This window comes from Bradyrhizobium genomosp. I (2014) (assembly GCF_000261685.1).
Taxonomy (GTDB): domain Bacteria; phylum Pseudomonadota; class Alphaproteobacteria; order Rhizobiales; family Xanthobacteraceae; genus Bradyrhizobium.
In genome coordinates this window covers 1-25,174 of record NZ_AJQE01000100.1, presented here as the reverse complement: position 1 = coordinate 25,174, position 25,174 = coordinate 1, and the positions used below count along the sequence as shown (strand labels likewise).

Genomic DNA, 25,174 nt, shown 5'->3' with positions numbered 1-25,174 from the left:
GGCTGCCGAACAGCCGGCTGTCCTGCCAGATCAAGACTACGCCCGCACTCGATGGGCTCGTGCTGAGACTGCCCGCGCGGCAGGTCTGATTCTTCAAAGGGTCTGATTCTTCAAACGCGCCGGCAAGGACCGACGCGGCAATCGACCAAACAGGGGAGGGAAATGATGAAACATCTGAAGCGGATGCTGGTGCTGGCCGCGAGCCTGGTAACCGGCGCGGCAAGCGCCGAGATATCGGACAATGTCGTCCGCATAGGCGTGCTCAACGACATCTCGGGCATCTTTCAGGACACCAATGGCATGGGCTCGGTCGAGGCCGCGCGCATGGCGGCGGAAGACTTCAACGGCGGCGGCAAGAACATCAAGGTCGAGATCGTCTATGCCGATCACCAGAACAAGGCGGATGTCGGCAGCGCCATCGCGCGCAAATGGCTCGACGTCGAGGGCGTCGATGCCATCGTCGACGTGCCGAACTCGGCCGTCGGTCTCTCCATCAACACGCTTTTGCGCGACAGCCGCATGACCTTCCTGGCGTCCTCGACCGCGAGCTCGGATCTCACCGGCAAGGCCTGCTCGCCAAACACCATCCAATGGGTCAACGACGCCTGGGCGACCGGCAACACCACTGCGGCCGCGATGATGTCGCGTGGCGGCAAGGACTGGTACTTCCTTACGGTCGATTATGCGCTCGGCAAGGGGATCGAGGCGGAGGCGCAGAAATATATCGAGGGGCATGGCGGAAAGGTGCTTGGCTCGTCCAAGCACCCCCTCGGCACCTCCGATTTCGCGTCGTTCCTGTTGCAGGCGCAGAGCTCGAAAGCGCAGGTGATCGGGCTTGCCAATGCCGGCGGCGACACCATCAACGCGGTGAAGCAGGCCGCCGAGTTCGGCATCCAGCAGAGCGGGCAGAAGCTCGTCGCCTTCCTGCTCTTCATCAACGACGTCCACGGCATGGGCATCAAGGTCGCCCAGGGCCTTCAGCTCATGGAGGCCTTCTACTGGGACATGAACGACGACACTCGCGCATTTGCGAAACGCTTTGCCGCGCGTCCCGGCATGAACGGCAAGATGCCGAGCGGCAACCAGGCCGGCGTCTATGCCTCCACGCTCGCTTATCTCAACGCGGTCGCAGCCACCGGCAGCGACAACGCCAAGGACGCCGTGCCCGAGATGAAGAAGTTCAAGGGCAAGGACAAACTGTTCGGCGACACCATGATCCGCCAGGACGGCCGCGTCGTGCATCCCATGTACCTGTTCGAGGTGAAGAAGCCGGAGGAATCGAAATATCCGTACGACTACTACAAGCTGGTCTCGACGATCCCGGCCGACCAGGCGTTCCGCCCGCTGGCGCAGGGCGGCTGCGAGTTGGTGAAGTAGGAAGCTGCGAGCGCGGTTTCCTTCACCCTCCCCTGGAGGGGGAGGGTCGATCGCGCGTAGCGCGAGCGGGGTGGGGTGATCTCTCCACTCGGGCACTGTTGGAGGTGGAGAGACCGTCACCCCACCCCGCCCCACATTTCGCTGCGCTCCATGTGAGCCGACCCTCCCCCTCCAGGGGACGGTAAGAGGGTGGCGCCGCGTCAGCGTCCCCTACACCACCTTGCTCGACCCTTGCGTGATCAGCCGCGCCGCGCGCTGATCTCGCGCGTAGATCCAGAGCCAGCTCAGCGCGACGCTGAGGCGGTGGCGCAGGCCGATCAGGAAGTAGATGTGGGCGATGCCCCAGATCCACCACGCGATGGCGCCGCGCAGCCTGATGCGGCCGAAGTCGATCACGGCAAGCCGCTTGCCGATCTGGGCGAGGCTGCCGGCATGCTTGTAGCGGAACGGGCCCGTCGCGGCGCCGCGCAGGCGGGCTCTTATGGTATCGGCGACATGGCGGCCCTGCTGCTTGGCCGCCGGGGCGATGCCCGGCACCGGCTTGCCGTCCCAGGCGTTGATGCTCACGGTGTCGCCGATCGCAAAAATCTCGGGATGACCGGGAATGGTGAGGTCGGCCTCGACCTGCACGCGACCGGCGCGATCGCTCGGTGCGCCCAGCCATTCGGCCGCGGGCGAGGCGCGGACGCCGGCGGCCCAGATCCGCGTCTTTGCCTCAAGCAGCTTGCCGCCGAACACGACGCCCTCGCGATTGATCTCGGTGACGGCTTGGCCGAGCACAACCTCGACGCCGATCTTTTCCAGCGAGGCTTGTGCATAGGCCGAGAGCTCGTCGGGAAATCCCGCGAGCACGCGCGGACCCGCCTCGATCAGCACGACGCGCGCCTTGTGCGTGTCGATGTTGCGGAAATCGCCGGGCAGGGTGTGATGCGCCATCTCGGCGATGGTGCCGGCGAGCTCGACGCCGGTCGGGCCGGCCCCGACGATGACGAAGGTCAGCCGAGCCGCGCGCCTCTCCGGATCGGTCTCGCGCTCGGCGCGTTCGAACGCCACCAGGATGTGCCGGCGCAGCGTGGTCGCATCCTCCAACGTCTTCAGGCCGGGCGCGAACTGCTCCCATTCGTCGTGACCGAAGTAGGCGTGCCGCGCACCGGTGGCGAGCACCAGCGTGTCGTAGGGCACCTCGCTGCCGTCGTCGATCAGCACGCAGCGACGCGCGGTGTCGACCCCGCTCACTGTGGCAAACAGCGTCGTCACCTCGCGTCGGTCGCGCATGAGATGGCGAATTGGCCAGGCGATCTCGCTGGTGGCGAGCGAAGCGGTCGCGACCTGGTAGAGCAGCGGCTGGAAGAGATGATGATTGCGGCGGTCGATCAGCGTGATCTCGACCGGCGCGCCCGCAAGCCGGTAGGTCGCCTCCAGCCCGCCGAAGCCGGCGCCGACGATGACGACGCGATGGGGAGTTGCGGCCATGATGCACCTCGAATCTCGCTGCCTCTCGCCTTCATTTAAGTGCGGATTGGGCGCCGCGGTCCAATAGCCGTCATCAATTGACGCATAGGCCCGATGTATCGAGACCCGCGAAAAAGCGCCGCAGCCCCCGGATCCGCCCTGGGCTGGCCTCGGTCGAAGTAAGTAGAACTATATTTCTTGCCATCGCCGATTGAGACGAAATATGGTGCAGGAGCGGACGCTGAGCCATTGGCGGCTCGACAGATTTTGCGTTCAATAGTGACAGGCTTGGAGCGGCGATCACCCCGTTTCCGGGACCGATAATGAGGAGGGAGTGGTTATGAGGACGGCATTTTGGCTGGCAGGCGCAGCGGCGCTGGTGCTGGCAAATCAGGCATTCGCCGGCGACACCATCAAGATCGGTTTCGTCTCGACCTTCAGCGGCCCGACCGCCGTGATCGGCAACGACATGCGAAATTCCTTCGAGCTCGCGCTCGATCATCTCGGCCGCAAGATGGGCGGCAAGCCGGTCGAGGTGATCTACGAGGACGACGGCCAGAAGCCCGACGTCGGCAAGCAGAAGACCGAGAAGCTGGTGCAGTCCGACAAGGTCGATTTCATCGTCGGCTATATCTGGTCGAACGTCCTGCTGGCCTCGCTCAAGACCGCGGTGGATTCGAAGACCTTCCTGATCTCGGCCAACGCCGGCCCGTCGCAGCTCGCGGGCGAGCTGTGCTCGCCTTACGTGTTTTCGACCTCCTGGCAGAACGACCAGACCCCGCAGGCGGTCGGCACGTATATGAACCAGAAGGGCGTCAAGTCGGTGTTCCTGATTGGTCCGAACTACGCCGCCGGCAAGGACATGCTGGCCGGCGTCAAGAGCACCTTCAAGGGTCAGGTCGTGGGTGAGGAATACACGGTGTGGCCGAGCCAGCTCGACTTCTCCGCCGAGCTCTCCAAGGCGCGCGCCTCCGGCGCCGCGTCGATCTTCGTGTTCTACCCCGGTGCTGCGGGCGTGCAATTCCTCAATCAATATGCGCAGGCCGGGCTGAAGAGCACGATGCCGCTCTACACCGCCTTCACCATCGATGAGCTGTCGCTGCCGCTCCAGAAGGAGAACGCGCTCGGGGTGCCCGGCGCGCAGCAATGGGTCAACGACCTCCCCAACGAGCAGAACAAGCGCTTCGTCGCCGACTACCGCAAGAAGTATACCGGCCTGCGCCCGACCTTCTACGGCGCGCAGTCCTATGACGCCGCGAACCTGATCAACAGCGCCGTCGTCGCCGTGAAGGGCGACACCTCGAAGAAGGACGAGATGAAGGCCGAGATGGAGAAGGTGAACTTCAAATCGGTGCGCGGCCCGTTCAAGTACGGCAACAACCACATCCCGATCCAGAACTTCTACCTGCAGGACGTGGTCAAGGATTCCGAAGGCCAGCTCGCGCTGAAGACCGTCGCCACCATCGTCGAGAACGACCAGGACCGCTTCCACGACAAGTGCAAGATGAAGTGAGGCTTCCCTTCTCCCTCTCCCCGTTTTCGGGGAGAGGGCTTGGGGTGAGGGGGAGTCCCCGCGAGGACGGAGTGAGTTGAAGTCCTCGATAGCCTCCCCTCCGTCATCGCGAGCGCAGCGAAGCAATCCAGAATCCTTCCGCGGATGGATTCTGGATTGCTTCGTCGCTTCGCCCCTCGCAATGACGGGGAGTATAGAACTTACACCCGCGGCATGCTCGCGGGGCGCACTTCGCGGGCTTGGGCCGCGAGCCTGATGCCGGCGTTGGCCGCGCCAAAACCCTGATAATTCCTGCGCTCGACGATCTCGAAGAAGAATCGCTCGTCGAAAATGTGGGTGTAGACCTGGAAGAACTCGCCGTCGCCCTCGCGGTCGTAGAGGATGTGGTTGGCGCGCAGCTGCGCCATCAGCTCGGGGGCGAGGTCGTACTTGGCTTCGATATCGTCGTAGTAGTTCTCTGGGATATCCAGGAAGTCCGCGCCGCGGGCGCGCATCGCGACAACGGTCGCAAAGATATCCCGGCACGCGAAGGCGACATGTTGCACGCCCGAACCGAAGAACTCAGAGATGAAACGCGCCGGCAGCGTGCGGTTGGCCGAGGAGCCATTGAGCACGAAACGCAGGCTCTGGTCGCCGTTGATGATGGCCTGGCTCTGCACGAGTCCTCTGGGGTCGGCAATCTCCATCTGCGGCAGCCGCTTCAGATCGAGAATGCCGGTGTAGAACAGCAGCCAGGACAGCATCTCGTCATAGGGCATCGACTGTGCGATGTGGTCGACCGCGAGCAGGACGTCCTCGTCCGCATTGCTTGCAACCGGCTCGAAATCCGTATCCCAGTTCTTGCCGGCCTGATCCAGGAAATAGAGCAGGCTGCCGCCGACGCCGTGGATCGCGGGAATTTCCAGCTCGCCCGGCCCGACCGGTTGATAGAAGGTGCGCGCCTTCAGCGTCTCGGCGCGCTGCATGGCAAGGCCCGCATTGTCGACGTCGAGCGCAATCGCGCAGACGCCAGGGCCGTGCGTGACGTAGTGCGAATGCGCGAAGCCGTCGGTCTCGCTGTTGATGACGAGCTCGACCCTGCCCTGCGACCAGCGCTCCACCGCCTTGCTGCGGTGCTGGCCGGTCCTGCGGAAGCCGAGCTGCGAAAACAGCCGGGCGAGCTCGGCGGCCTTGTTCTCGTTGACGGCAAACTCGATGAAGCCGGTGCCGCGACTCCCGGCTTTCGGCGCCAGCGGCTCGCCGGCGAATTTCGGCCAGTCCGGTGCGAGCTGGTCCTCCAGCAGGATCAGCGAGCGCAGGCCGTCGATCGCGGTCTGCGCGGCCGAGCCGGCGCGGAACTGGTCGTTGAAGATCTCCAGCGACAGCGGCCCGGCATAGCCGGTTGCCGCGATCGCCGCCATGAACTCGCCGACCGGCAGGTCGCCCTGGCCCGGGAAAGAGCGGAAGTGCCGGCTCCACGACAGAATGTCGAGCTCGAGCTTCGGCGCGTCGGCGAGCTGCACCAGAAAGATCTTGTCGCCGGGGATCGAGGCCATCGCGCGGGTTGGAAAACCGGGCGCCAGCGCATGAAAGCTGTCGAGGATGACGCCGATCGCGAGATGGTCGGCGCGGCGCACGATCTCCCAGGCGTCGCGATAATCGTTGACATGGCGGCCCCAGGCCAGCGCTTCGTAGCCGACGCGCAGGCCTCGCGCGGCCGCGCGTTCGCCAAGCTCGCGAAAATCGTCGGCGGCCCGGTCGATACCGCCGAGCGCGGCAGGCGACACGTTGGAGCAGACCAGCAACAGATCGGTGCCGAGTTCCTGCATCAGATCGAACTTGCGCATCGCGCGTGCAAAATTGCGCGAACGCTGCGGTTCCGGCATGCCCTCGAAATCGCGGAAGGGCTGGAACGCGCAGATCTCGAGATCGAGATCGCGGCAGAGCTTTGCGACGTCGCGTGGGCCTGCGCCGAACGACAGCAGATCGTTCTCGAAGATCTCGACCGCGTCGAAGCCGGCGGCCGCAATGGCGCGAAGTTTCTCGTCGAGGGCGCCGGAGAGGGAAACGGTGGCGATCGAGCGCTTGTTCATGCCGTACTCTCCTCCATGACGCCGCCGAGGAAGAGCTGGCCGATGCGCGGGTCATTCAGGATGCGTTTCGCGTCATCGACCATGCGGGTCTGGCCGAGCTCGAGCACGATGCCGATGTCGGAAATCTCCAGCGCCGAGCGCGCGTTCTGCTCGATCATCAGGATGGTCACGCCGTGGTCGCGCAGGGATCTCAGGATGTCGAAGGTCTGCTGCACCATCAGCGGCGACAGGCCGATCGAGGGCTCGTCGATCAGCACGAGCTTCGGTTCGAGCAGCAGCGAGCGCGCGATCTCGAGCTGCTTCTGCTCGCCGCCCGACAGCGTGGAGGCCTGCTGCGCCGACTTACGGCGCAACGTCGGGAATAGGTCGAGCGCGGCCTCGATCCGCCTGGGCAGGTCGAGGCCCTTCTCGGCAGCGACGCCGCCCAGCTCGATATTGTGGCGCACCGACAGCTCGGGGAAGATGTTGCGGCCCTGCGGCACGTAGCAGATACCGGCATTGAGCAGCGCGCGCTGGCTCAAATTGGTAACGTCGCGGCCGGCGAAGCTGATCCTGCCTTCGCGCAGTTTCAACAGGCCGAAGATTGCCTTGAACACCGTGGACTTGCCGGCGCCGTTGGGACCGATGATGGTGGTGATGGTCGCCTGCGGCACGGCGAAGGTGGTGCCGTTCAGGATCGTCATCTTGCCGTAGCCGCCGACGAGATTGTGAACCGAGAGGATCGGGTCGGTCATCACGCCTCTCCTAATGTCCGAGATAGGCTTCGATCACGGCGGGGTTTTTCCGGACCTCGTCGGGCCGTCCCATCGCCAGCACCTTGCCTTCCGCCATCACCATCACGCGCGAGCACAGCGACATCACGAATTCCATGTTGTGCTCGATCACGACGAAGGTCGCGTTCTTCTCGCGGTTGATGGCAACCAGCCGGTCCTTGAGGTCCGCCAGCATCGACGGGTTGACGCCGCCGGCGGGCTCGTCGAGCAGCACCAGGCGTGGCCCGCCCATGAAGGCCATGGCGGCGTCGAGCAGCTTCTGCTGGCCGTAGGAGAGACCACCGGCAGGCTCGTCGGCGAGATGATCGAGCTTGAAGAAGCCGATCATCCGGTTGGCGGCCCCGGTCAGCCCGGCATCGGAGCGGCCGACAAGGCGGGAGGCCATGCTGCCCTGGTGCTCCTGTCCGGCGAGGATCAGGTTCTCGCGCACCGAGAGCTTCGGGAACACCTGCAAGAGCTGGAAGGTGCGGCTGACTCCGAGCTTGTTGAGCTCGGAGGGGCGCAGGCCGGTGACGACCTGCCCGTCGAGCTTCACTTCGCCGCCTGATGGTGTGAGCTGGCCGAGGATGCAGTTGAACAGGGTCGACTTGCCGCAGCCGTTCGGGCCGATCAGGCCGAGGATCTCGCCCTCGCGCACGTCGAAGCTGACGCCATCGACGGCGCTGATGCCGCCAAAATTCTTCTTGATATTGGTGACTTCGAGGACAGCGGTCATTGCACCGTCTCCAGCCGGGACTTCGCGACGGCGCGCAGCGCGGAAGCCGCCTTCGTGCGCCGCGCCGCCATGGTGCGATCGAGGATTCCCAGAATGCCGGTCGGCGACCAGATCAGCAGCAGCATCACCGCGACCGCGTACAGCATCAGATAGTAGCCTTCGGTGAAGCGCAGCCATTCCGGCAGCAGCACCGCGATCATGGCGCCGAGGAACGGGCCGAAATAGAAGCCGGCACCGCCGACGATCACCATCATCAGCAGGTCGAGCGAGAGCGACAGGTTGAAGGGAACAGGGTCGATATATTGCGTCAGCGGCGCATAGAGCGCGCCGGCGACGCCGCCGAGCGCCGAGCCGATCGCGAACGCCATCAGCGTATAGCGGCGCGTGTCGACGCCGAGCGATTGCGCGCGCAGCGGGTTCTCGCGCAGCGCCATGAACGCGCGGCCCCAGGGCGAGCGGATCAGCCACCACACTGCGACCGAGACGATCGCGAGCGAGCCGAGGCAGACATAGTAGAACGGCAGCGGCTTGTTGGTCGCGAGACCGAAGATGTGCGGTCGCGGGATGTTGGAGATGCCGTAGATGCCGCCGGTGAGCCAGCTCTCGTTGCGGAACACCAGGAAGGCGAGGGTGGAGAAGGCGAGCGTGACGAAGGCAAGGTAATGGTGCTGCACGCGCAGCGCGGGATAGCCGAGCACCCAGCCGACGGCGAAGCTCAACACGATTGCGACCATGACCGCCGCCGGCAGCGGCCATCCATGGGTGGTCATGATCGCCGCCGCATAGGCGCCGATGCCGACGAATGCTCCTTGCGCCAGCGAGACCTGGCCGGCATAGCCGAGCGTGAGGTTGAGGCCCATCGCAGCGATGCTCATTACCGCCCACTGGCTGAGAATGAACAGGCCGTAGCGATTGAAGTTCATGGGGACGATGATCAGCGCGGCGACGACGGCAAGGCCGAGCGCGATCTTCAGGGGTTTGGCGAAGCCGCTCATACGGTGCGCTCCTCGGCGCGGCCGAGCAAGCCCTGCGGCCGGAACAGGATGACGATGATCAGAAAGATCATCGGCACGGCGGCGCGATACTGGGTCGAAATATAGGAAGCCGCGAGATTGTCGAGCACGCCGATCAACAGGCCGCCGGCGATCGCGCCGCGCACCTGGTTGAAGCCGCCGACGATCGCGGCGATGAAGGCGGCCTGGCCCAGCACCTCGCCGGAGGAGAATTTTGCCAGGTAGATCGGCGTGATCAGCAGCGAAGCCAGCGCCACCAGGAAGGCGTTGATCAGGAAGGTCAGCAGGATCATGCGCTCCACCGGCACGCCGATGATGCGCGCCACTGTCGGGTTCTGCGCCGCGGCCTGCATCTGGTGGCCGAGCGAGGTGCGGTTGAGCAGCGTGGTCAGGCCGACCACGGCGAGGATGGCGACGATGAGCACGCCGATGCTTTGCAGCGAGACGGCGTGGCCGAGGATGGAGACATCACCGGTTGGCACGATCGATGGGAAGGGCGAGGCTTCGGCGCTGAAGAACTGCTTGACGGCTTCCTTGATGCCGATCGCGAGCGCCATCGTCGCGATCGCCAGCGGCAGCACGCCGTGGCGCATCATCGGGTCGACCAGCAGCAGCTTGAAGGCAAGGCCGAGCAGGATCATCGACAAGAGTATGCCGAGGATGATCGCGAGCCAGAACGGCGCGCCGACATGCATCGCCGCCAGCATCAGGAAGGCCGGCAGCATCACGAACTCGCCTTGCGCGAAATTGATGGTCTGCGAGGTCTGCCACAGCAGCGTGAATCCGACGGCGACCAGCGCGTAGATGGCGCCCGTGGCAAGTCCCGCGACCACAAGATCGAATAGGTTGGACATGTTCCCCTCTATCTTCTCCCTCTCCCCGCATCCGCCTTCGCGATAGCTTCGGCGAGACAAGTGCGGGGAGAGCCGAAGAGCGCCTCACTTCACCTTCGGCAGCACCTGCTTCACCACCTGCCTGCCTTCGACCACCTCGACCAGGAAGCTCTGGCGGTCGATGTCGCCGGTGTCGCTGAAGGTGACGTCCATCAAAATGCCCGGCTCGTCCGCGGCCTTGATGGTGAGCCCGTGCAGCGTGTCGGCGAATTTTTTCGGATCGACCTTGCCCATCTTCTCGGTGGTGGCTTTCACCATGTAGACGGCGAGATAGCCCTTGAGGCCGTTATGGTCGGGCACGTAATTGTACTTCTTGGAGAACTTCTCGCGGAACGCCTTGATGAGATCGACCGGCGCGTCGGTGGTGAGGCCGACATGCCCGCGCGCGCCGTTGGCGGCATCGCCGGCGAGCTCGATCACCTTCTGGCCGATCAGCGTGGTCTCGCCCATCAGCGGCGCGGTGACGCCCTGGCGCTTCAGCTCCTTCAGGATGCGCGCGCTCTCTTCTTCGTTCAGGTAGACGAAGACGGCGTCGGGGTTCGCAGCCTTGATCTTGCCGACGTCGGCGGCGAAATCGGCCTGGCCCGCTTCGGTCGAGAGGTCGGCCACCACCTTGGAGCCGAGCCCGTCGAGCTCCTTGACTATGACGTCGCGCCCGCCGCGGCCGAAATCGTTGTTGACCCAGACCACCGCGACCGTCTTCGCCTTCATCTCGTCGTGGATGTACTTTGCCACCTTCGGCATCGAGGATTGCTGGCCGAACGAGGTGCGGAACAGGAACTTGTTGCCGGCCTGCGTCAGCTCGGCGGCCTCGCCGCCCATGATCTGCGCGATGCCGGCTTCGGCGGCGAGCGGCGCCGTCACCTTCACCGAGCCGGAATAGCCGGGTCCGAGCAGCACGTAGGGCTCGGCGTCCAGCGCTTTCTGCACCTGCGCGCGGGCAACGCCGGGGTTGGACTGCGAGTCGGCGTGGGTGACCTCAAGCTTGCGCCCGAGCACGCCGCCCTTGGCGTTGATCTCCTCGATCGCGAGGTCGATGCCGTTCTTCCAGTTGGTCCCGACCGTGGCGCCGCCGCCCGACAGCTCGGCGACGTCGGCGAGCTTGATCGCCTGCGCAAGGGCGCTCGTTGCGGTCATGGCGGTGAGCAGTGCGCCCACCAATAGCGTTGATTTCATCGTCCTCTCCTCCCGTTTCAGATTTTGCAGGCGGCCTTGTGTCCGGCCGCTCCGTCTCAAGCTGCCTGATGGGCCGCGCGGCGCGCAGCCATCACGGCATCAAAAGCCTCTCCCATGATCTCGGTCGATGGGGCAAGGCCGGTGAACAACTCGAAGGCGTCGGCAGCCTGGTAGATCGCGAGTTCGCGGCCGGTCATGATTCGGGCGCCTTTCTCTCGCGCCGCGGCAAGCAGCGGCGTGATCAGCGGCGAATAGACGGCGTCGGCGGCCCACAGGTCCGCCCTGAGCAGCGCCGCCGGTACCGGCGTGTCCCGGCTCGTCAGCATGCCGACCGGCGTGCCGTTGACGAGACCGGTGGCGCCATCGATCGCGTCTTCGACGCTGGCGGCAGCGCGGGCGCCGCCGCGCGGGGCGAGCAGAGCGACCAGCTTTTCGGCGCGCGCCGGCTCGCTGTCGAAAACGCGGATGTCGGCCACGTTCAGGCTCGCCAGCGCAAATGCGATGGCCTTGCCGACGCCACCAGCGCCAATCACGGCGACGGCGTTGCCGGACGGCGCCAGCATTGGCGCTACCGCCCGCGCAAAACCGGTGGTATCGGTGTTATGACCGATCAGCCGGCCGTCCCTGACGACGACGGTGTTGACCGCGCCCATGCCGGCTGCACCCGGCGCCAGCGCGTCGAGCAGCGGGACCACAGCCTCCTTGTAGGGATAGGTGACGTTGACGCCGGCAAAGCCGAGCCGCCGCACGCCTTCGAGCATCATGCGGAGCCCGGCCGCGTCGGCGCCGGCGACCTCGATGAGCTGGTAATGGCCGCGCAGGCCGAGCGCCTCGGCGGCGCGCTCATGCATGGCGGGGGAGGCGGAATGCGCGATCGGCGCGCCGATCAGGCCGGTGAGAAGCTTCCTGCTGGCGTCGCATCCGCGCTTCGACATGGTTCGTCATCGTCTCGTTGGGAACGTCCGGTCTCGGCTGCTAGCGGGGAAATCCGCGTAGTTCCTGCTGTGACGATAGCCTTTCCCTCGCCTAACACAATTACCCATTTAATCGGCAAACCTAACATCATGTTATTTCTTCCGGACCCGTGCTGGAGCGGCCCTGCTGTTGCCGCGGGACGGCTCGACCGCGCGCATCTCGGTGCGCAGGGACTCGATGAAATACTCGGCGTGCAGCGACAGCGGCGTACCGCGCTTGACTGCGATGTAGGTGTCGAACCGCGTCGGCTCGGTGATCTTCAACAGCTCGATCCCGGGATAGCCGCCATGGGCGACCGTGAACTGGTCGATGACGGCGATGCCGAGCCCCGCCTTCACCAGCGCGCAGACCGTGGTGCCGAAGCGCGCGCGGATGGTGATGTTGAAGTCGAGCCGGTTGCGGGCAAAGATCCCGGCCATGATCCGCCCGTAGGGATCGTTGGGATCGATGCCGATCAGGGGATAACGGGTGATCTCGGCGGCCGAGACCTGCTTGCGGCCGGCGAGTTCGTGGCCCGGCGGCACGATGCAATAGAGCTCGCCCGAGGCGAGCGGCATGAAGTCGAGCCCGGAATGCTCCAGCCGGTAGCTCATCGCCACGCACTCGCCGCGGCCGAGCATCAGGTAGTCGATGGCCTCCTCGAGCTTGAGGATGTTGATGTCGATGCCGAGATCGGGATAGCGGCGGCGGACCCGCTCGATCGCGCGCGGCACCATCACCTGCGAGATGCTGGGCACGGAGCCGATGCGCAGTTCCGACAGGCCGCCGCGGCCGATCTTGGAGATGATCTCGGAGAGATCGTCGACCTTCTTGTAGACCCCGTTGATCTGCTCGAAGATGTTCTCGGCTTCCGGCGTCGGGAAGTAGCGGCCGTTCTGGCGCTGAAAGAAGCGGATGCCGAGCGAGCGCTCGGTGTATTTGACGAGGCGGCTGATCCCGGGCGCCGACACGTTGAGCAGCTTCGCAGCACCGCCGATGGTGCCCGTCACCATCACGGCACGGATCACTTCAACCTGGCGCAGCGTCATCATGGCCTGAGCATCCGAAAGACGATCGTGGCGGTGATCATCTCACGAGAGCCGTGATGTCATCCAGCGGCAAGTGAGCGTTGATGTGGCGGGAGGAGGCCGCTCGCTCTCGTGGACTCTGCGGCGCATCGTCGAAGAGACGCTGCGCCGCGTCCGGGGCACGAGGGCGCGGCCGGGCGCTTCAATCTGCTCCAGCAGGAGAAGGCGAAGAACTTCCTGGTCAGAGTGTTTCGATTGGATCTGCGCGTTCAAACGGCAGGGCCGCGTCGTCGCGCGATCTGTTGCATCGGCGCCGTCTGTCGCAACTGCGTTCTAGCTCGCCGGACCCTCGGGCAATACGCTCTCGGCCAGTTCCGCACGTTCGCTTTGCAGCACCTCGCGCGCAAACTCGATGATCTTCTGCTTGTTTGCCGTTTCGCGGATGGCGAAAAACACGCGATTCAATTCCAGGCCGAGCACGCTGTTGAGGGCCATGTCCTCGTCTTCCATCGTGGCTTTCCCGCTTCGGACGTCTCAGGTGTATCGCGATGCCAATTCTGCCACAAGTAGCCTGAACCTTCCGAGCGGATGAGCACCGGGAAACTACGGCCGCAGCGAATTGAGGCAGTTCGCAATTACGTGCTATACGGGAGGGGCGAGGGTCAGGAAACGTACCGATGTCCGCCGTAGACTATGGCCGGGAGGCGCTCGACTTCATCGAAGGCCTGCAGGCCTACCGCAAGGTACCGGAAGCCATGAATGCGCTCGAAGCGGCCTTCGGTCGCTTCGGCTTCGAAACCATCATCGTGACGGGATTGCCCAATCCCGACCAGCGGTTTGCCCAGATGGTGCTCGCCAAGCGCTGGCCGGCGGGGTGGTTCAGCCTCTACACCGAGAACAATTACGATCGCGTCGACCCAGTGGTGCGCTTGTGCCGGCAATCGGTCAATCCGTTCGAGTGGTCGGAAGCACCCTATGATGCCGAACTCGAGCCGAACGCAGCCGAAGTGATGAATCGTGCCAGCGAGTTTCGGATGTCGCGCGGCTTCATCGTGCCGATCCACGGGCTGACCGGCTATGAGGCCGCGGTGTCGCTCGGCGGCGTCCATCTCGACCTCAATCCCCGCAGCAAGCCGGCGCTGCACCTGATGGCGATGTATGGCTTCGACCACATCCGACGTCTGCTCGAGCCGGTGCCGCATCCGTCGACGCGCCTCACCCCGCGCGAGCGCGAGGTGATCGCCTGGGCCTCGCAGGGGAAGTCGGCCTGGGAGATCGGCGAGATCCTGCACATCACGCAGCGCACCGCCGAAGAGCATCTTGCAACCGCCGCGCGCAAGCTCGGCGCCGTCAACCGTACGCATGCGGTGGCGCTGGCGATTCGGAACAAGATCATCAATCCCTGAGCGCCGTACTGGGAAATTTCCCAATACCGAATCTGCGCCTTTTCGCAGAGTCTGCCTCCATTGAGGATGAATGGGGGTTTTCATGATTCACGCAATTTCCGCGGTAAATCGTCACCTTTATGAAGACGTGATCGAGCAGCATTTCCGGTTGCGTCACGACATCTTCGTCGAGGAGCGTCACTGGGAACCGCTACGCAGGCCGGATAGCCGCGAGATCGATTCCTATGACGACGAGGACACCGTGTATCTGCTGGCGCTGGAAGGGCGCCGCGTCGTCGGTGGTCACCGGCTCTACCCGACGACCAAGCCTTCGATGATGAGCGAGGTCTTTCCGCATCTGGCGTCGGTGCGCGGATGCCCCGCCGATCCGCTGGTCTGGGAATGGTCGCGCTACTTCATCGTGCGTGACCGCCGCGACGGCGCGCTTAACCTGCAACTCATGGCGGCGGTGCAGGAGTTCTGTCTCAATCAGGGTATCGCGCAGGTCAGCGCGATCATGGAAACCTGGTGGTTGCCGCGCTTCCACGAAGCCGGCTTCGTCGTGACACCGCTGGGCCTGCCCGCCCTGGTGGAGAACGCATGGACCATGGCGGCGACCATCGACATCCGTCGGCAGACGCTCGATGCCCTGCGTGATCGTATCGGCCTGGCTACGGTCGTGCGCCAGGACGGCCCGCGTCTGGATGCGGTCGCCCGCGCCAACCTCTGCGGCCTCGCCGCGCAACGAAAGAGCGCCTGAGATGTCGAACATGATGCGGGACAGCCAGATCATGGCGCAAACGAAGGACGAGAATCTCGGCTACATGTCCGACATGGCGCTCGAGCTGGCGCAGATGGCGGACGATTCCGGATTGGCGACGCTCGCCTATCTGTTTCGGATGGCAGCGCTGGAAGCCTCGACGGCCAACAGCATGCTCGCCGATCCGGACGACTATCCCCGGCAGATGACGTCGCACTGAAGCATGATCCGGAAAAGTGCGCAGCAATTGTCCCTCGCGACAAACGCGGAACGCGTTTGCGCGGGGATCATGCTTGAGCGACCATCCAAAGCGCGATGACGATTCATCCTCATCGCATCGCACTTTAGACTTCCCTGCATTCCGACGAGTTTCGCACCCTCTCTTCGGCCCGCCGGCGAGAGGGTGATCGCTCGGGTGCGGCAGGTTGCCCCACCCTGCACGGCAGCTTTCTTGCAGGGGGCGATGTCGATCGCATGCATCGGCATGCAACAAAGTGCATGTTTGGTGTCGAATCGCTCTTGCCTCGGAACGATACTGCCATTACCCATTTTTCCGCCTTGAAGAGGCAGGGGGAGCTCTTTCACTGATGGCGACCGTGTTCGAACATCGGCGCGACACTGCGTGCGCCTGAAAGAGTCTTGATGCTGCTCGTCGTCGAACAGTTCCTGAATGGATTGCAGTTCGGTCTGCTGCTGTTTCTGCTCGCGGCCGGACTGACGCTCGTGTTCGGGATCATGGATCTCGTCAACCTTGCGCACGGCTCGCTCTACATGATGGGCGCCTATTTCGCCGCGACCTTCGCGGCCTGGACCGGCAGCTTCCTGCTCGGCGCGCTGATGGCGCTAGGGGCCACACTCGTGCTCGGCGTCGTGCTCGAGGTGACGGCGTTGCGGCACCTCTATGGCCGCGACCATCTCGACCATGTGCTCGCGACCTTCGGCCTGATCCTGTTCTTCAACGAAGCCGTGCGGCTGATCTGGGGGCCGGCCGGGCTTGCGCTGCCGCTGCCGGCCTGGCTCACCGTGCCGGTGCCGATCCTGCCCGGCATCCACTATCCCGCCTATCGCCTCGCCATCATCGTCGTGGCGCTGCTGGTCGCGCTCCTGCTCTATCTCGGCGTGATGCGCACCCGCATCGGCATGCTGATCCGGGCCGGTGCCTCCAACCGCGAGATGATCGGTGCGCTCGGCATCAACATCAAGCTGCTCTACACGCTGGTGTTCGGCCTGGGGGCGGCGCTCGCAGGCCTTGCCGGCCTGATGCAGGCGCCGATCCTCACCGTGCAGATCGGCATGGGCGAGAACATCCTGATCCTCGCCTTCGTCATCATCGTGATCGGCGGCATCGGCTCGATCCGCGGCGCATTCCTCGCCGCGATCTTCGTCGGCATGATCGACACGCTCGGCCGCGCCTTCCTGCCGAACCTGCTGCGGCAGGTGCTGAGCGGCGCCGCCGCCTCCACCGCCGCGCCGGCACTGTCGTCCATGCTGATCTACCTCCTGATGGCGATCGTGCTGGTGGTGCGGCCGGAGGGGCTGTTTCCGGCCAATCGTCGATGAAGGCTTTCACGGTGAGCAAGGCCGTCACGGTCCTTTTGCTGGCGGGCCTCGTGCTGCTGCCGCTCTATTCGCAGCTGTCAGGCGACATCTTCATCCTGACGCTGTTCACCCGCATCATCATCCTGGCGCTGGCGGCCGCGAGCCTCAACCTCATCATGGGTTTCGGCGGCATGATGAGCTTCGGCCATGCCGCCTATCTCGGCATCGGCGGCTACGCCGTCGGCATGCTCGCGCAGGAGGGCGTAGGTTCCGGCTTCATCCAGTTCCCGGTCGCGCTGGCGGCCTCCGCGATTTTCGCGCTCGTGATCGGTGCGCTCTCGCTTCGCACCCGCGGCGTTTATTTCATCATGATCACGCTCGCCTTCGCCCAGATGGCCTATTACGTCGCCTCCGGGCTGGCGCGTTACGGCGGCGATGACGGCCTGACCATCTACAAGCGCAGCGACTTCTCCGGCCTGATCGATCTCGGCAATCGCGTGGAGTTCTTCTATCTCTGCCTCGCCTGCCTGTTCGGGGGCATCTTCCTGATCTGGCGCATCGTCAATTCGCGCTTCGGCCTCGTCGTGCAGGGCCTGCGTTCCAACGAGCAGCGCATGCAGGCGATCGGCTTCCCTGCCAAGCGCTACCAGCTGGTCTGCTTCGTCATATCGGGCACCATGTGCGGCCTTGCCGGCGCGCTGCTCGCCAACAACACCGATTTCGTCAGCCCGGCCGTGATGTACTGGACGCGTTCCGGCGACCTCATGGTGATGGTGATCCTCGGGGGCATGGGCACGCTGATCGGCCCGGTCATGGGCGCCGTGGTGTTCCTGCTGCTCGAAGAGTTCCTGTCGCAGATCACCGAATACTGGGCGCTGATCATGGGCCCGCTGTTGCTGCTGATCGTGCTGTTCGGCCGCGGCGGCATCATGGGCATGCTCGGGAGGGCTGGCCGTGGCTGAACCCCTGCTCCGTGTCGAAAAGCTGGTGCGCCGCTTCGGCGGCATCATTGCGACCGATAACGTCTCGCTCGACGTCGCGGCCGGCGAGCTGCACGCCATCATCGGCCCGAACGGCGCCGGCAAGACGACGCTGATCAGCCAGCTCACCGGGCATCTTTCCCCGCATTCTGGCAGCGTCTTGCTCGGTGGCCGCGACATCACCTATCTGCCGGCCTATCGCCGCTGTGCGCTCGGGCTCGCCCGTTCGTTCCAGATCACCTCGCTGCTGCTCGACTTCACCGCCGCCGACAACGTCGCGCTGGCGGCGCAGGCCCATGCCGGCACGTCGTTCCGCTTCTTCGCCAATGCGCGCAAGGAGAGAGGCCTGCGCGATGCCGCCCACGCCGCGCTCGACCGCGTCGGCCTCGGTCATCGCGCCGACGTCGTGGTGAACAGGCTCAGCCATGGCGAGCGTCGCGAGCTCGAGCTGGCGGTTGCGCTCGCGAGCAGGCCGAAATTGCTGCTGCTGGACGAGCCGATGGCCGGCCTCGGCGTCACCGAATCCCAGCGCATGGTGAAGCTGCTCCAGGAGCTGCGCAAGGAAGTGTCGATCGTGCTGGTCGAGCACGACATGCCGGCGGTGTTCGCGCTCGCCGACCGCATCTCTGTGCTGGTCTATGGCCGCGTCATCGCCTCCGGCGATCCGGCCGCGATCCGGCAGAACGAGGACGTCAAGCGGGCCTATCTCGGCGATCAGCATGTGGTGACGCATCATGGCTGACACGCTGCTCGACGTCGACGGCATCGAGACCTGCTACGGCCTGTCCCAGGTGCTGTTCGGCCTGTCGCTGTCGATCAAGCCGGGCGAGATGGTCTCGCTGATGGGCCGCAACGGCATGGGCAAGACCACCACCATCCGCTCCATCATGGGTCTGACGCCGGCACGCGCAGGCAGCATCCGCTTCGCCGGCGCCGAGGCGCGACAGCTTCCGTCCTACCGGATTGCAAAGCTCGGCGTCGGTCTCGTCCCCGAGGGCCGCCAGATCTTCCCGAACCTCACCGTGCGCGAAAACCTGGTTGCGGCCGCCGCCGACCGCTTCGGCAGCAGCAATCCCTGGACGCTCGCGGCAATCTACGTGCTGTTTCCGCGGCTCGCCGAGCGCGCGTCCAATATGGGCAACCAGCTCTCCGGCGGCGAGCAGCAGATGCTCGCCATCGGGCGCGCGTTGATGACCAACCCGAAGCTCCTGATCCTGGATGAAGCGACCGAGGGCCTCGCGCCGCTGATCCGCGAAGAGATCTGGAACTGCCTGTCGCTGCTCAAGAGCCGGGGACAGTCGATCCTGGTCGTCGACAAGAACGTCGACCATCTCGCCCGCATCTGCGACCGCCACTACATCATCGAGCGCGGCAAGACGGTGTGGAGCGGCACCTCCGACGAACTGATGGCCGGGCCCGATCTGCAGCATCGGTATTTGGGAATTTGAGCCCCGCTCTCACCAATAAATTCCATGCCGATGCAGCTCGCGGATCACCCGTGCCTCGGTGGATGGCTGCCGGCGCTTCGGCTTGGCGGCTTCGGTCGTGGCCGCCCCCGGCGAAGCGGCGGACCGGGCGGTCGTTGTGGCGACCGGAGCTGCCGTGGCCGGCGCCGTCGAGGTCGCTGGCACGCTCGTCGCTGTTGACGTTGGCGCGGTCGTCGCCGTCTGCACATTGGTCGGCTGCGATGCCGGCGCCGTTGTGGCGGGCTGCTCGGCCTGCTGGCTGGCACTGCTGGCCGCAAGGCTCAAGCTCCGCGATCCTCCGGCATGGACTTGCGTCGCGAGCAGCGACATCGCGGCGATCAGGATCAGCTTGCGCATGACAATCCCCGTCATCTGGTCAATCCATCTTACCCAATTCGCGTGCCATAGCGGCTAGCGCGCGAGGCGATGGACACCGATCTCGATCAGGGTGGTCCGGCAGGACAGGCGATAGATCAGGCTGAAAAATTGACCCCACATGACCGAACTCCGCTGTTGATCATTGACCGTGGTTGTAGACCGCGTGCCTTTCCGGCGTTTTTCGCGGCACGAGGAAAATGGCTTCGTCCCGGGATGGCGCGATGTCGTCGGAACATTCCGGAAGAAGTCGCCTCACGGGAGCGTGAAGCCGTGCATCGCCGGCTCGGATTCCGATAGAGGCCGGTAGTTCTCCCGAGATGAAGCGCGTGCGGCGCAGCGGTATCGTGCGGCGTCCTCAGACTTGGTTATCGAATGAGTCCCGATCGCGAAGACGATCCGCCGATCCTCATCTGCTCGAAATGCAGGCGGCCCATGAAGTTCCTGGCGACACTGCCGGGAATAGTCACCTTGCCCCCGGAGCACGCCTATAATTGCGTTCCGTGCCGTCGCGTCGACACGATACGGCTGAAGTAAGTCATCGGTGCCGGAGTGGGCCGGACCTGCTCAAAACACCTCGAAATACTCGCGATGCTCCCAATCGGTCACCTCGGACAGGAAGCGGTCGATCTCGGCGTTCTTGATGTGGGTGTAGTAGTCGACGAATTCGGCCCCGAGCTTCTCGCGGAAGAACGGGTCGTCCTTCAGCGCGGCGACCGCATCGCGCAATGATTTCGGCAATGGCGGCGCCTTGGTCTCGTAGGGCGTGTCCGCCGAGGCACCGGGATCGAGCTTGCGGTCGATGCCGTCGAGGCCTGAGAGAATCTGCGAGGCCATGTAGAGATAGGGATTGGCGGCGGGCTCGCCGATGCGGTTCTCCAGGCGCGTGGCGGCATCATTGGCGCCACCAAGCACACGGATCATCACGCCGCGATTGTCGCGGCCCCAGATCGCGCGGTCCGGCGCCAGCGAATAGGAGCGGTAGCGCTTGTAGCCGTTGATGGTCGGGGTGCTGAACACGGTCGATGCGCGGGCGTGATCGAGCAGGCCGGCGAGATAGGCCTTGCCGAAGGTGCTGAGCGGCTCACCGCCGTCCTTCGTCATGAACAGGTTGTCGCCGCTCGCGCGCGAGACGATCGACTGATGCAGATGCCAGCCGCTGGCGAACACGTTCGGCAGTTTCGGCCGGCACATGAAGGTGGCGTGATAGCCGTGGCGGCGCGCGATCTGCTTCACCGCGGAGCGAAACAGCACCATGTTGTCGGCGGGCTCGAGCCCCTTTCGCGGCGCAAAGGTGAATTCGCACTGGCTCGGACCGAACTCGACCTCGACCGAGCGCAAGGGCAGTCCGAGCGCGACGATGTCGCGGCGGAGAATCTCCAGCACCGGCTCCATCTGATCGAAGCGCTGCTCGGTGAGATATTGATAGCCGTGGCTGAGCAGGCTCACCGACGGCGGCGTGCCGGGCTGGCCGGCATCCTCCGCGCGCATATGCGGATCGTCGAGCCTGAAGATGTGGAATTCGACCTCGAGGCCGGCGACGAAATCGTGGCCGCGGCCCGCGAGCTCGTCGAGCACCTTGCGATAGAGCGAGCGCGTTGCGAACGGCACCGGGCGGCCGTCGTTGAAATAGAGGTCGCACAGCACCCAGCCCGTCGCCGGCGCCCACGGCAAGACGCGAAACGTTGCGGGATCTGCGACCATCAGCACGTCGGCCGCGCCCTCCATCTCCTTCATGCCGAAGCCGCCACCCGCGGTGAACACCGGAAACACCGTGCGGTGCGAGGTGTCCTTGGCGAGCATGGTGGTGGTGATGGAGCAGCCGCTCTCCAGCGAGGCGATCGCCTCGGAGGCGATGATGGTCTTGCCGCGCAGGATGCCGTGCTGGTCGGGGAAGGCGAGGCGGATGACTTCGAGATTCTTCTCCTCGACGAGGCGGCGCATGCGCGCCGCCGCGTCCTTCTGCTCATCCGACCACAGCGCATGACGCGCGACGAAAGTCACTCGACTACTCCCCGATAGCTGTCGTTCCGGGATGGTCCAAAGGACCAGACCACAGGTGCGCAATTGCGCACCGGGGAACCTCGAGATTCCGGGCTCGATGCTATCGCATCGCCCCGGAATGACGATGCCCCAAAAATCACTCCGCCGCCGTCAGCCGATGCACCTTGCCTTCAATTTCCTTCGGCACCGGTGCCGTCCACGGCGCGCCGCGGCGGCGCTTGACGTCGACTTCCATCCAGTAGGTCTCCCAGCCCCGGGTCGGCCCGATGCCGTCCATTGTCGCCGGGCCCTGGATGCTGCGTGCGTTGGCCTCGTCCAGGAACAGCATCGGCTTCGCGCCGCCGGAGACCTTCTCGATCTCCTGCCGCAGCAGGCGGCGGTATTGCACGATCGCTTTGTCGGATTGTCCGAGATGCTCCCTGGTGCGATCCTGGATCGGGCCCATCGATTCCACCGCCCATTGATCGTGGACGTTGATGTCGTTGCCCATGCCGGTATAGGTCGCGGTCTGCTGTTCGTGCGGATCGAAACCGTAATCGTTGCTGCTGTTCTTGCGCGACTTGTAGTCGGGCAGTTCATAGAGCTCGAGCCGCTGGTCGCGCATCCTCTGCTTGTCGACCGGGTTCGTGTAGCTGGTGAAGATCGCGTACCAATAACAGTTCTCGTCGTCGACCGGCACGTGCCACTGCGTGATCGTCATCTCCGTGCTCATGGGAATGACGAAGCCGTGCGGGAACAGCTGGTTGGTGACGCGCACATGGGTGCGCTCCTCGTCGATCTCGCGCAGCGCGATCAGCCTGAGGCCATATTCGGTGTGCTCGACATTGATGATCGGCCGGTCGTATTCGCGCAGGATTTTTGTCATCGGCAGATCAGAGCCTGCCGAGGCGCCGCGGAACTGCTTGCCGTAGGCGGTGGAGGTGTCCTCGTCCTCGAAGAAGCGATGCAGATAGGAGGCGTGCGCGGGATCGATGCCGACCTCGAGCGCCTGCAGCCAGTTACAGGCCATGTGGCCCTTGAAAGCGAAGGTGTGGGAGCCGGGCGCGACAAAACAATCGATCTCCGGGAAGGCCGGTGGCTCACCTTCGCCGAGATAGGCCCAGAGGATGCCGCTCCTTTCCACGACGGGATAGGAGCGCTGGCGGATGTTCTGACAGAGCTTTGAATCCTTCGGCTCGGCCGGGGTCTCGATGCACTGGCCGGCGGCGTCGAACAGCCAGCCGTGGAAGGCGCAGCGCAGGCCGCCATGTTCGAGCCGTCCGAAGGCGAGGTCGGCGCCGCGATGGGCGCAGTGGCGATCGATCAGGCCGTAGCGGCCGCTCTCGTCGCGAAACAGCACCAGGTTCTCGCCCAGCAGTTTGACAGGACGGATCGGCCGCGCGCCCTCCAGCTCGTCGACCAGCGCCGCCGGTTGCCAGTAGCTCCGCATCAGCTTGCCGCAGGGGTCCTTGGGCCCGGTGCGGGTGATCAGGTCGTTCTGCTCCTGGCTCATCATGGCGCGTGCATCCTTGTGGAGTGGCGTTTGTTCGCCTATTGAACGAATGGGCGAATTATGACATGTCTTGAAGCGGCAGCAAGCACTATTTTGCAGGATCGTCCCACACCCATGCCCAAGCTGAGGCGAAACGAAAGCGAGGAGCGTGCGACGGACTTTGTCGAGAGCCTCGATCGCGGTCTGCGCCTGCTTCAGTGCTTCGGCACGACGGCCGGGCCGATGACGTTGAGCGATCTCGCCCGAGCTGCGGAGCTTCCGCGCGCCACCGCGCGGCGCATGCTGTTCACGCTCCAGCGCGGCGGCTTCGTCTCCGGTGACGGAAAGCTGTTCTCGCTGACGCCGCATGTGCTGACGTTGGCAGCGTCCTACCTGCGCTCGAACCAGCTCGTAGCGGTGCTCCAACCCGTGCTCGATCGCATCGCGACCGCCGCACAGGAGATCTCCTCGCTTGCCGTGCTCGATGGCGATGACGTCGTGTTCATCGCCCGCGGCGGTCCGACGCGAGTCTTCTCGGGTGGTGGCTTGGAGATCGGCTATCGCCTGCCGGCGTTCTGCACCTCCGTCGGCCGGGCCCTGCTCGGCCAGTTCGACGATGCCGATCTCGCCGCGCGGCTGGAGACGATGCCGCGCGAGGCGCTGACGCCGCAGACCGTGACTGATCCGAAGGCGTTGCTCGCGCGCATCGCAGCCGACCGTACGCAGGGCTATTCGCTGGTCGATCGCGAGGCCGAACCGCATTTCCGCTCGATCTCGGTTCCGGTGTGCCGTTACGACAATGTGATCGTCGCCGCCATCAACATGGGTGCCCATGTCGATCGCGTCCCGGAACAGGAATTGATCGATCGTTTTCTGCCGCTGCTGCAGGAGGGGGCGACGTCGCTGCGGTCGCAACTCCTGTAGCTGCATTCCCGTTGTCTCAAAGCCGGTGCTATAATGGTTCCAAGCATGAGAGAACAGGGAGGACGCCATGCACCATACCATGGTTCCCAGTGATCGCGTGGAGCGTGTCGCCGTCTATGGACGCGACGGGACGAGGCTCGGCACGATCGAGCGGCTGATGCTCGACAAGCTGAGTGGAATGGTTGCCTATGCGGTGATCAAGACCGGTGGACTGCTTGGCACCCATCATCACTACCCTCTCCAGTGGAGCGCGCTGAAATACGACCCAAGCCGCGAGGCGTTCCAGATCGAGTTGACGCTGGACGAACTCAGCAGCGGCCCGTGCGAGTTCGATGGCGATGCGTTCGACTGGGGCGACCGTTCGCGGTCCTACCCGCATCCGCATTACTGGTCGATCTAGCGGGTAAGCCGGCCTGGCAGCCCGCATTCTCGGCATGGGCTGGCGGGGCTCGAACTGCGGCCGTCGAGCCGCGTCTGACGTGATCGTCCGGTTATCCGGCGAGCGGCTCTTCGCCCACTTTGGGCCAATAGGTGCCAAAGCTCCAGAGGTTGCCCTCCGGATCGCGCGCGGCGAAATCGCGGCTGCCATAATCGGTTGTGTAGGGCTCCATTTCGATCTTCGCACCAGCGGCTTTCACCTTATCGTAGAGCGCGTCGGGATTATCAACAGCCAGATACACGGCATCTGTCCGCCGGCCGCTGATGTCCCCAACCTGCTTGGCGTAGGCGTCGTCGCGATGCGCCCCCAGCATGAGAATCGACGATCCGAACGCCAGCTCGGCGTGAATGACCGTGCCTTCCCTGCGGTACACCACGCGTTCGGCGAAGCCGAGAACGTTCTTCAGCCAGGCGATCATCGCCTCCGCATCCTTGCAGCGCATGGTATGGTAGAGGCGCGGTGCTTCGTAGCCGTTCGGCTGGTTCATGAAACTCTCCAAGTCCGGTGCAAGTTCGGCGCAAGTCCTTGCAAGCTTGTTGCGACGCCGACCCTAATTCGGATCATGGCGGCAGGCTTGAACAAATGGGACTTGAGCGTTGCCTCGCGCCGTCCTGGCGGCTAGCCGCCGCCGTCCCGCATCAGGCGTGGATCGACGACATCGAGCCGCGCGGCCCATCCGGTCGGCGTCTCGCCGCTGAATATCCGGAAATCGCGAGCAAGATGCGCCTGGTCCGCATAGCCGGCGTCTGCTGCAATTGTGGCCCAGCCGCCTGCGCCGTTCGTCCGGGCCAGCGCACAGGCCCGATGAAAGCGCAGCATCCGGGCCAGCGTCTTTGGCGGAACGCCGATCTCGTTGTGGAAGCGA

At 64.6% G+C, this 25,174-nt stretch carries 26 protein-coding genes and 1 pseudogene; 12 read left to right on the top strand and 15 right to left on the bottom strand.

Features of this window, described 5'->3' with window-relative positions:
• Both IC50_RS43035 and IC50_RS09830 read left to right on the top strand, forming a co-directional pair.
• Window positions 1-89, top strand: a pseudogene (locus tag IC50_RS43035) (2Fe-2S iron-sulfur cluster-binding protein); the annotation flags it as partial.
• Between the two features lie 76 nt (window positions 90-165).
• Window positions 166-1,377 carry an ABC transporter substrate-binding protein gene (locus IC50_RS09830; RefSeq protein ID WP_035703479.1) on the top strand — a complete coding sequence of 404 codons (1,212 nt, stop codon included), beginning with the start codon at window positions 166-168 and terminating at the stop codon, window positions 1,375-1,377.
• 210 nt (window positions 1,378-1,587) lie between these two features.
• Here the strand turns inward: IC50_RS09830 and IC50_RS09825 are convergent, their stop codons facing one another.
• Complete coding sequence (locus IC50_RS09825; protein ID WP_035703478.1) at window positions 1,588-2,850, bottom strand: NAD(P)/FAD-dependent oxidoreductase; 1,263 nt, start codon at window positions 2,848-2,850, stop codon at window positions 1,588-1,590.
• A gap of 319 nt (window positions 2,851-3,169) precedes the next feature.
• On the opposite strand from IC50_RS09825, the gene IC50_RS09820 reads away from it, so the two are divergent.
• Window positions 3,170-4,342, top strand: coding sequence for an ABC transporter substrate-binding protein (locus IC50_RS09820; RefSeq protein ID WP_035703477.1), 1,173 nt, complete (start codon window positions 3,170-3,172; stop codon window positions 4,340-4,342).
• Window positions 4,343-4,542: 200 nt separating this feature from the next.
• Here IC50_RS09820 and IC50_RS09815 read toward each other — a convergent pair whose 3' ends face one another.
• The 9 genes from IC50_RS09815 to IC50_RS42415 all read right to left on the bottom strand — a co-directional run bounded on the left by IC50_RS09815 (window position 4,543) and on the right by IC50_RS42415 (window position 13,476).
• Window positions 4,543-6,414: a bifunctional sugar phosphate isomerase/epimerase/4-hydroxyphenylpyruvate dioxygenase family protein gene (locus tag IC50_RS09815; protein WP_035703476.1), complete on the bottom strand. Its 1,872-nt coding sequence runs from the start codon at window positions 6,412-6,414 to the stop codon at window positions 4,543-4,545.
• Window positions 6,411-7,148: an ABC transporter ATP-binding protein gene (locus tag IC50_RS09810; protein ID WP_035703474.1), complete on the bottom strand. Its 738-nt coding sequence runs from the start codon at window positions 7,146-7,148 to the stop codon at window positions 6,411-6,413. The genes IC50_RS09815 and IC50_RS09810 overlap by 4 nt, the downstream gene beginning before the upstream one ends.
• 10 nt (window positions 7,149-7,158) lie before the next feature.
• The gene (locus IC50_RS09805) at window positions 7,159-7,902 is read right to left on the bottom strand and encodes an ABC transporter ATP-binding protein (RefSeq protein WP_035703472.1); all 744 of its coding nucleotides are present in this window, start codon (window positions 7,900-7,902) and stop codon (window positions 7,159-7,161) included.
• Window positions 7,899-8,897 (bottom strand): branched-chain amino acid ABC transporter permease, encoded by a 999-nt coding sequence (locus IC50_RS09800; protein WP_035703470.1) that lies wholly within the window; start codon window positions 8,895-8,897, stop codon window positions 7,899-7,901. The genes IC50_RS09805 and IC50_RS09800 overlap by 4 nt, the downstream gene beginning before the upstream one ends.
• Window positions 8,894-9,769 (bottom strand): branched-chain amino acid ABC transporter permease, encoded by an 876-nt coding sequence (locus tag IC50_RS09795; RefSeq protein WP_035703468.1) that lies wholly within the window; start codon window positions 9,767-9,769, stop codon window positions 8,894-8,896. Before IC50_RS09795 ends, IC50_RS09800 begins: the two co-directional genes overlap by 4 nt.
• A gap of 84 nt (window positions 9,770-9,853) precedes the next feature.
• Window positions 9,854-10,984, bottom strand: a complete 1,131-nt coding sequence (locus tag IC50_RS09790) for an ABC transporter substrate-binding protein (protein ID WP_035703466.1) — start codon at window positions 10,982-10,984, stop codon at window positions 9,854-9,856.
• 56 nt (window positions 10,985-11,040) lie between these two features.
• Window positions 11,041-11,919, bottom strand: coding sequence for a shikimate dehydrogenase (locus IC50_RS09785; RefSeq protein ID WP_035703464.1), 879 nt, complete (start codon window positions 11,917-11,919; stop codon window positions 11,041-11,043).
• A gap of 132 nt (window positions 11,920-12,051) precedes the next feature.
• Window positions 12,052-12,990, bottom strand: a complete 939-nt coding sequence (locus IC50_RS09780) for a LysR family transcriptional regulator (protein ID WP_035703462.1) — start codon at window positions 12,988-12,990, stop codon at window positions 12,052-12,054.
• Window positions 12,991-13,299: 309 nt separating this feature from the next.
• A complete protein-coding gene (locus IC50_RS42415; protein ID WP_035703460.1) occupies window positions 13,300-13,476 on the bottom strand; it encodes a hypothetical protein in 177 nt (58 codons plus the stop codon).
• A gap of 167 nt (window positions 13,477-13,643) precedes the next feature.
• Between IC50_RS42415 and IC50_RS09770 the strand changes: the two genes are divergently transcribed.
• The 7 genes from IC50_RS09770 to IC50_RS09740 all read left to right on the top strand — a co-directional run bounded on the left by IC50_RS09770 (window position 13,644) and on the right by IC50_RS09740 (window position 19,078).
• On the top strand, window positions 13,644-14,372 hold the full coding sequence (locus IC50_RS09770; protein ID WP_035703458.1) for a helix-turn-helix transcriptional regulator: 729 nt from the start codon (window positions 13,644-13,646) through the stop codon (window positions 14,370-14,372).
• An 82-nt stretch (window positions 14,373-14,454) separates the two neighbouring features.
• A complete protein-coding gene (locus IC50_RS09765; protein WP_035703456.1) occupies window positions 14,455-15,111 on the top strand; it encodes an acyl-homoserine-lactone synthase in 657 nt (218 codons plus the stop codon).
• A 1-nt stretch (window position 15,112) separates the two neighbouring features.
• On the top strand, window positions 15,113-15,331 hold the full coding sequence (locus IC50_RS09760; protein WP_035703453.1) for a hypothetical protein: 219 nt from the start codon (window positions 15,113-15,115) through the stop codon (window positions 15,329-15,331).
• A gap of 422 nt (window positions 15,332-15,753) precedes the next feature.
• Window positions 15,754-16,671, top strand: a complete 918-nt coding sequence (locus IC50_RS09755; RefSeq protein ID WP_035703451.1) for a branched-chain amino acid ABC transporter permease — start codon at window positions 15,754-15,756, stop codon at window positions 16,669-16,671.
• Window positions 16,668-17,612, top strand: a complete 945-nt coding sequence (locus IC50_RS09750; protein ID WP_035703449.1) for a branched-chain amino acid ABC transporter permease — start codon at window positions 16,668-16,670, stop codon at window positions 17,610-17,612. The genes IC50_RS09755 and IC50_RS09750 overlap by 4 nt, the downstream gene beginning before the upstream one ends.
• Window positions 17,605-18,372, top strand: a complete 768-nt coding sequence (locus IC50_RS09745) for an ABC transporter ATP-binding protein (RefSeq protein ID WP_035703447.1) — start codon at window positions 17,605-17,607, stop codon at window positions 18,370-18,372. Before IC50_RS09750 ends, IC50_RS09745 begins: the two co-directional genes overlap by 8 nt.
• Window positions 18,365-19,078 (top strand): ABC transporter ATP-binding protein, encoded by a 714-nt coding sequence (locus tag IC50_RS09740; protein ID WP_035703446.1) that lies wholly within the window; start codon window positions 18,365-18,367, stop codon window positions 19,076-19,078. Before IC50_RS09745 ends, IC50_RS09740 begins: the two co-directional genes overlap by 8 nt.
• A 9-nt stretch (window positions 19,079-19,087) precedes the next feature.
• Here the strand turns inward: IC50_RS09740 and IC50_RS09735 are convergent, their stop codons facing one another.
• The 3 genes from IC50_RS09735 to IC50_RS09725 all read right to left on the bottom strand — a co-directional run bounded on the left by IC50_RS09735 (window position 19,088) and on the right by IC50_RS09725 (window position 22,970).
• Window positions 19,088-19,468, bottom strand: a complete 381-nt coding sequence (locus tag IC50_RS09735; protein WP_333938147.1) for a hypothetical protein — start codon at window positions 19,466-19,468, stop codon at window positions 19,088-19,090.
• A 570-nt stretch (window positions 19,469-20,038) separates the two neighbouring features.
• Window positions 20,039-21,475, bottom strand: a complete 1,437-nt coding sequence (locus IC50_RS09730) for a glutamine synthetase family protein (protein WP_035703442.1) — start codon at window positions 21,473-21,475, stop codon at window positions 20,039-20,041.
• Window positions 21,476-21,611: 136 nt separating this feature from the next.
• A complete protein-coding gene (locus tag IC50_RS09725) occupies window positions 21,612-22,970 on the bottom strand; it encodes an aromatic ring-hydroxylating dioxygenase subunit alpha (protein ID WP_035703440.1) in 1,359 nt (452 codons plus the stop codon).
• A gap of 111 nt (window positions 22,971-23,081) precedes the next feature.
• On the opposite strand from IC50_RS09725, the gene IC50_RS09720 reads away from it, so the two are divergent.
• Together IC50_RS09720 and IC50_RS09715 are read left to right on the top strand one after the other, a co-directional pair.
• Complete coding sequence (locus tag IC50_RS09720) at window positions 23,082-23,870, top strand: IclR family transcriptional regulator domain-containing protein (RefSeq protein ID WP_035703436.1); 789 nt, start codon at window positions 23,082-23,084, stop codon at window positions 23,868-23,870.
• A 67-nt stretch (window positions 23,871-23,937) separates the two neighbouring features.
• Window positions 23,938-24,270, top strand: coding sequence for a PRC-barrel domain-containing protein (locus IC50_RS09715; RefSeq protein ID WP_035703433.1), 333 nt, complete (start codon window positions 23,938-23,940; stop codon window positions 24,268-24,270).
• A gap of 91 nt (window positions 24,271-24,361) precedes the next feature.
• Here IC50_RS09715 and IC50_RS09710 read toward each other — a convergent pair whose 3' ends face one another.
• Both IC50_RS09710 and IC50_RS09705 read right to left on the bottom strand, forming a co-directional pair.
• Window positions 24,362-24,796, bottom strand: a complete 435-nt coding sequence (locus IC50_RS09710; RefSeq protein ID WP_035703431.1) for a VOC family protein — start codon at window positions 24,794-24,796, stop codon at window positions 24,362-24,364.
• A 131-nt stretch (window positions 24,797-24,927) separates the two neighbouring features.
• Window positions 24,928-25,174 (bottom strand): helix-turn-helix domain-containing protein (locus IC50_RS09705; protein ID WP_035703429.1); only part of this gene is annotated, 247 nt, incomplete at its 5' end.

What these genes read in the sequence shown, in the direction of transcription:
- IC50_RS09830 (WP_035703479.1), top strand. Translation starts at nt 166, where the DNA reads ATGAAACATCTGAAGCGGATGCTGGTGCTGGCCGCGAGCCTGGTAACC.
- IC50_RS09825 (WP_035703478.1), bottom strand. Translation starts at nt 2,850, where the DNA reads ATGGCCGCAACTCCCCATCGCGTCGTCATCGTCGGCGCCGGCTTCGGC.
- IC50_RS09820 (WP_035703477.1), top strand. Translation starts at nt 3,170, where the DNA reads ATGAGGACGGCATTTTGGCTGGCAGGCGCAGCGGCGCTGGTGCTGGCA.
- IC50_RS09815 (WP_035703476.1), bottom strand. Translation starts at nt 6,414, where the DNA reads ATGAACAAGCGCTCGATCGCCACCGTTTCCCTCTCCGGCGCCCTCGAC.
- IC50_RS09810 (WP_035703474.1), bottom strand. Translation starts at nt 7,148, where the DNA reads ATGACCGACCCGATCCTCTCGGTTCACAATCTCGTCGGCGGCTACGGC.
- IC50_RS09805 (WP_035703472.1), bottom strand. Translation starts at nt 7,902, where the DNA reads ATGACCGCTGTCCTCGAAGTCACCAATATCAAGAAGAATTTTGGCGGC.
- IC50_RS09800 (WP_035703470.1), bottom strand. Translation starts at nt 8,897, where the DNA reads ATGAGCGGCTTCGCCAAACCCCTGAAGATCGCGCTCGGCCTTGCCGTC.
- IC50_RS09795 (WP_035703468.1), bottom strand. Translation starts at nt 9,769, where the DNA reads ATGTCCAACCTATTCGATCTTGTGGTCGCGGGACTTGCCACGGGCGCC.
- IC50_RS09790 (WP_035703466.1), bottom strand. Translation starts at nt 10,984, where the DNA reads ATGAAATCAACGCTATTGGTGGGCGCACTGCTCACCGCCATGACCGCA.
- IC50_RS09785 (WP_035703464.1), bottom strand. Translation starts at nt 11,919, where the DNA reads ATGTCGAAGCGCGGATGCGACGCCAGCAGGAAGCTTCTCACCGGCCTG.
- IC50_RS09780 (WP_035703462.1), bottom strand. Translation starts at nt 12,990, where the DNA reads ATGATGACGCTGCGCCAGGTTGAAGTGATCCGTGCCGTGATGGTGACG.
- IC50_RS42415 (WP_035703460.1), bottom strand. Translation starts at nt 13,476, where the DNA reads ATGGAAGACGAGGACATGGCCCTCAACAGCGTGCTCGGCCTGGAATTG.
- IC50_RS09770 (WP_035703458.1), top strand. Translation starts at nt 13,644, where the DNA reads ATGTCCGCCGTAGACTATGGCCGGGAGGCGCTCGACTTCATCGAAGGC.
- IC50_RS09765 (WP_035703456.1), top strand. Translation starts at nt 14,455, where the DNA reads ATGATTCACGCAATTTCCGCGGTAAATCGTCACCTTTATGAAGACGTG.
- IC50_RS09760 (WP_035703453.1), top strand. Translation starts at nt 15,113, where the DNA reads ATGTCGAACATGATGCGGGACAGCCAGATCATGGCGCAAACGAAGGAC.
- IC50_RS09755 (WP_035703451.1), top strand. Translation starts at nt 15,754, where the DNA reads ATGCTGCTCGTCGTCGAACAGTTCCTGAATGGATTGCAGTTCGGTCTG.
- IC50_RS09750 (WP_035703449.1), top strand. Translation starts at nt 16,668, where the DNA reads ATGAAGGCTTTCACGGTGAGCAAGGCCGTCACGGTCCTTTTGCTGGCG.
- IC50_RS09740 (WP_035703446.1), top strand. Translation starts at nt 18,365, where the DNA reads ATGGCTGACACGCTGCTCGACGTCGACGGCATCGAGACCTGCTACGGC.
- IC50_RS09735 (WP_333938147.1), bottom strand. Translation starts at nt 19,468, where the DNA reads ATGACGGGGATTGTCATGCGCAAGCTGATCCTGATCGCCGCGATGTCG.
- IC50_RS09725 (WP_035703440.1), bottom strand. Translation starts at nt 22,970, where the DNA reads ATGATGAGCCAGGAGCAGAACGACCTGATCACCCGCACCGGGCCCAAG.
- IC50_RS09720 (WP_035703436.1), top strand. Translation starts at nt 23,082, where the DNA reads ATGCCCAAGCTGAGGCGAAACGAAAGCGAGGAGCGTGCGACGGACTTT.
- IC50_RS09715 (WP_035703433.1), top strand. Translation starts at nt 23,938, where the DNA reads ATGCACCATACCATGGTTCCCAGTGATCGCGTGGAGCGTGTCGCCGTC.
- IC50_RS09710 (WP_035703431.1), bottom strand. Translation starts at nt 24,796, where the DNA reads ATGAACCAGCCGAACGGCTACGAAGCACCGCGCCTCTACCATACCATG.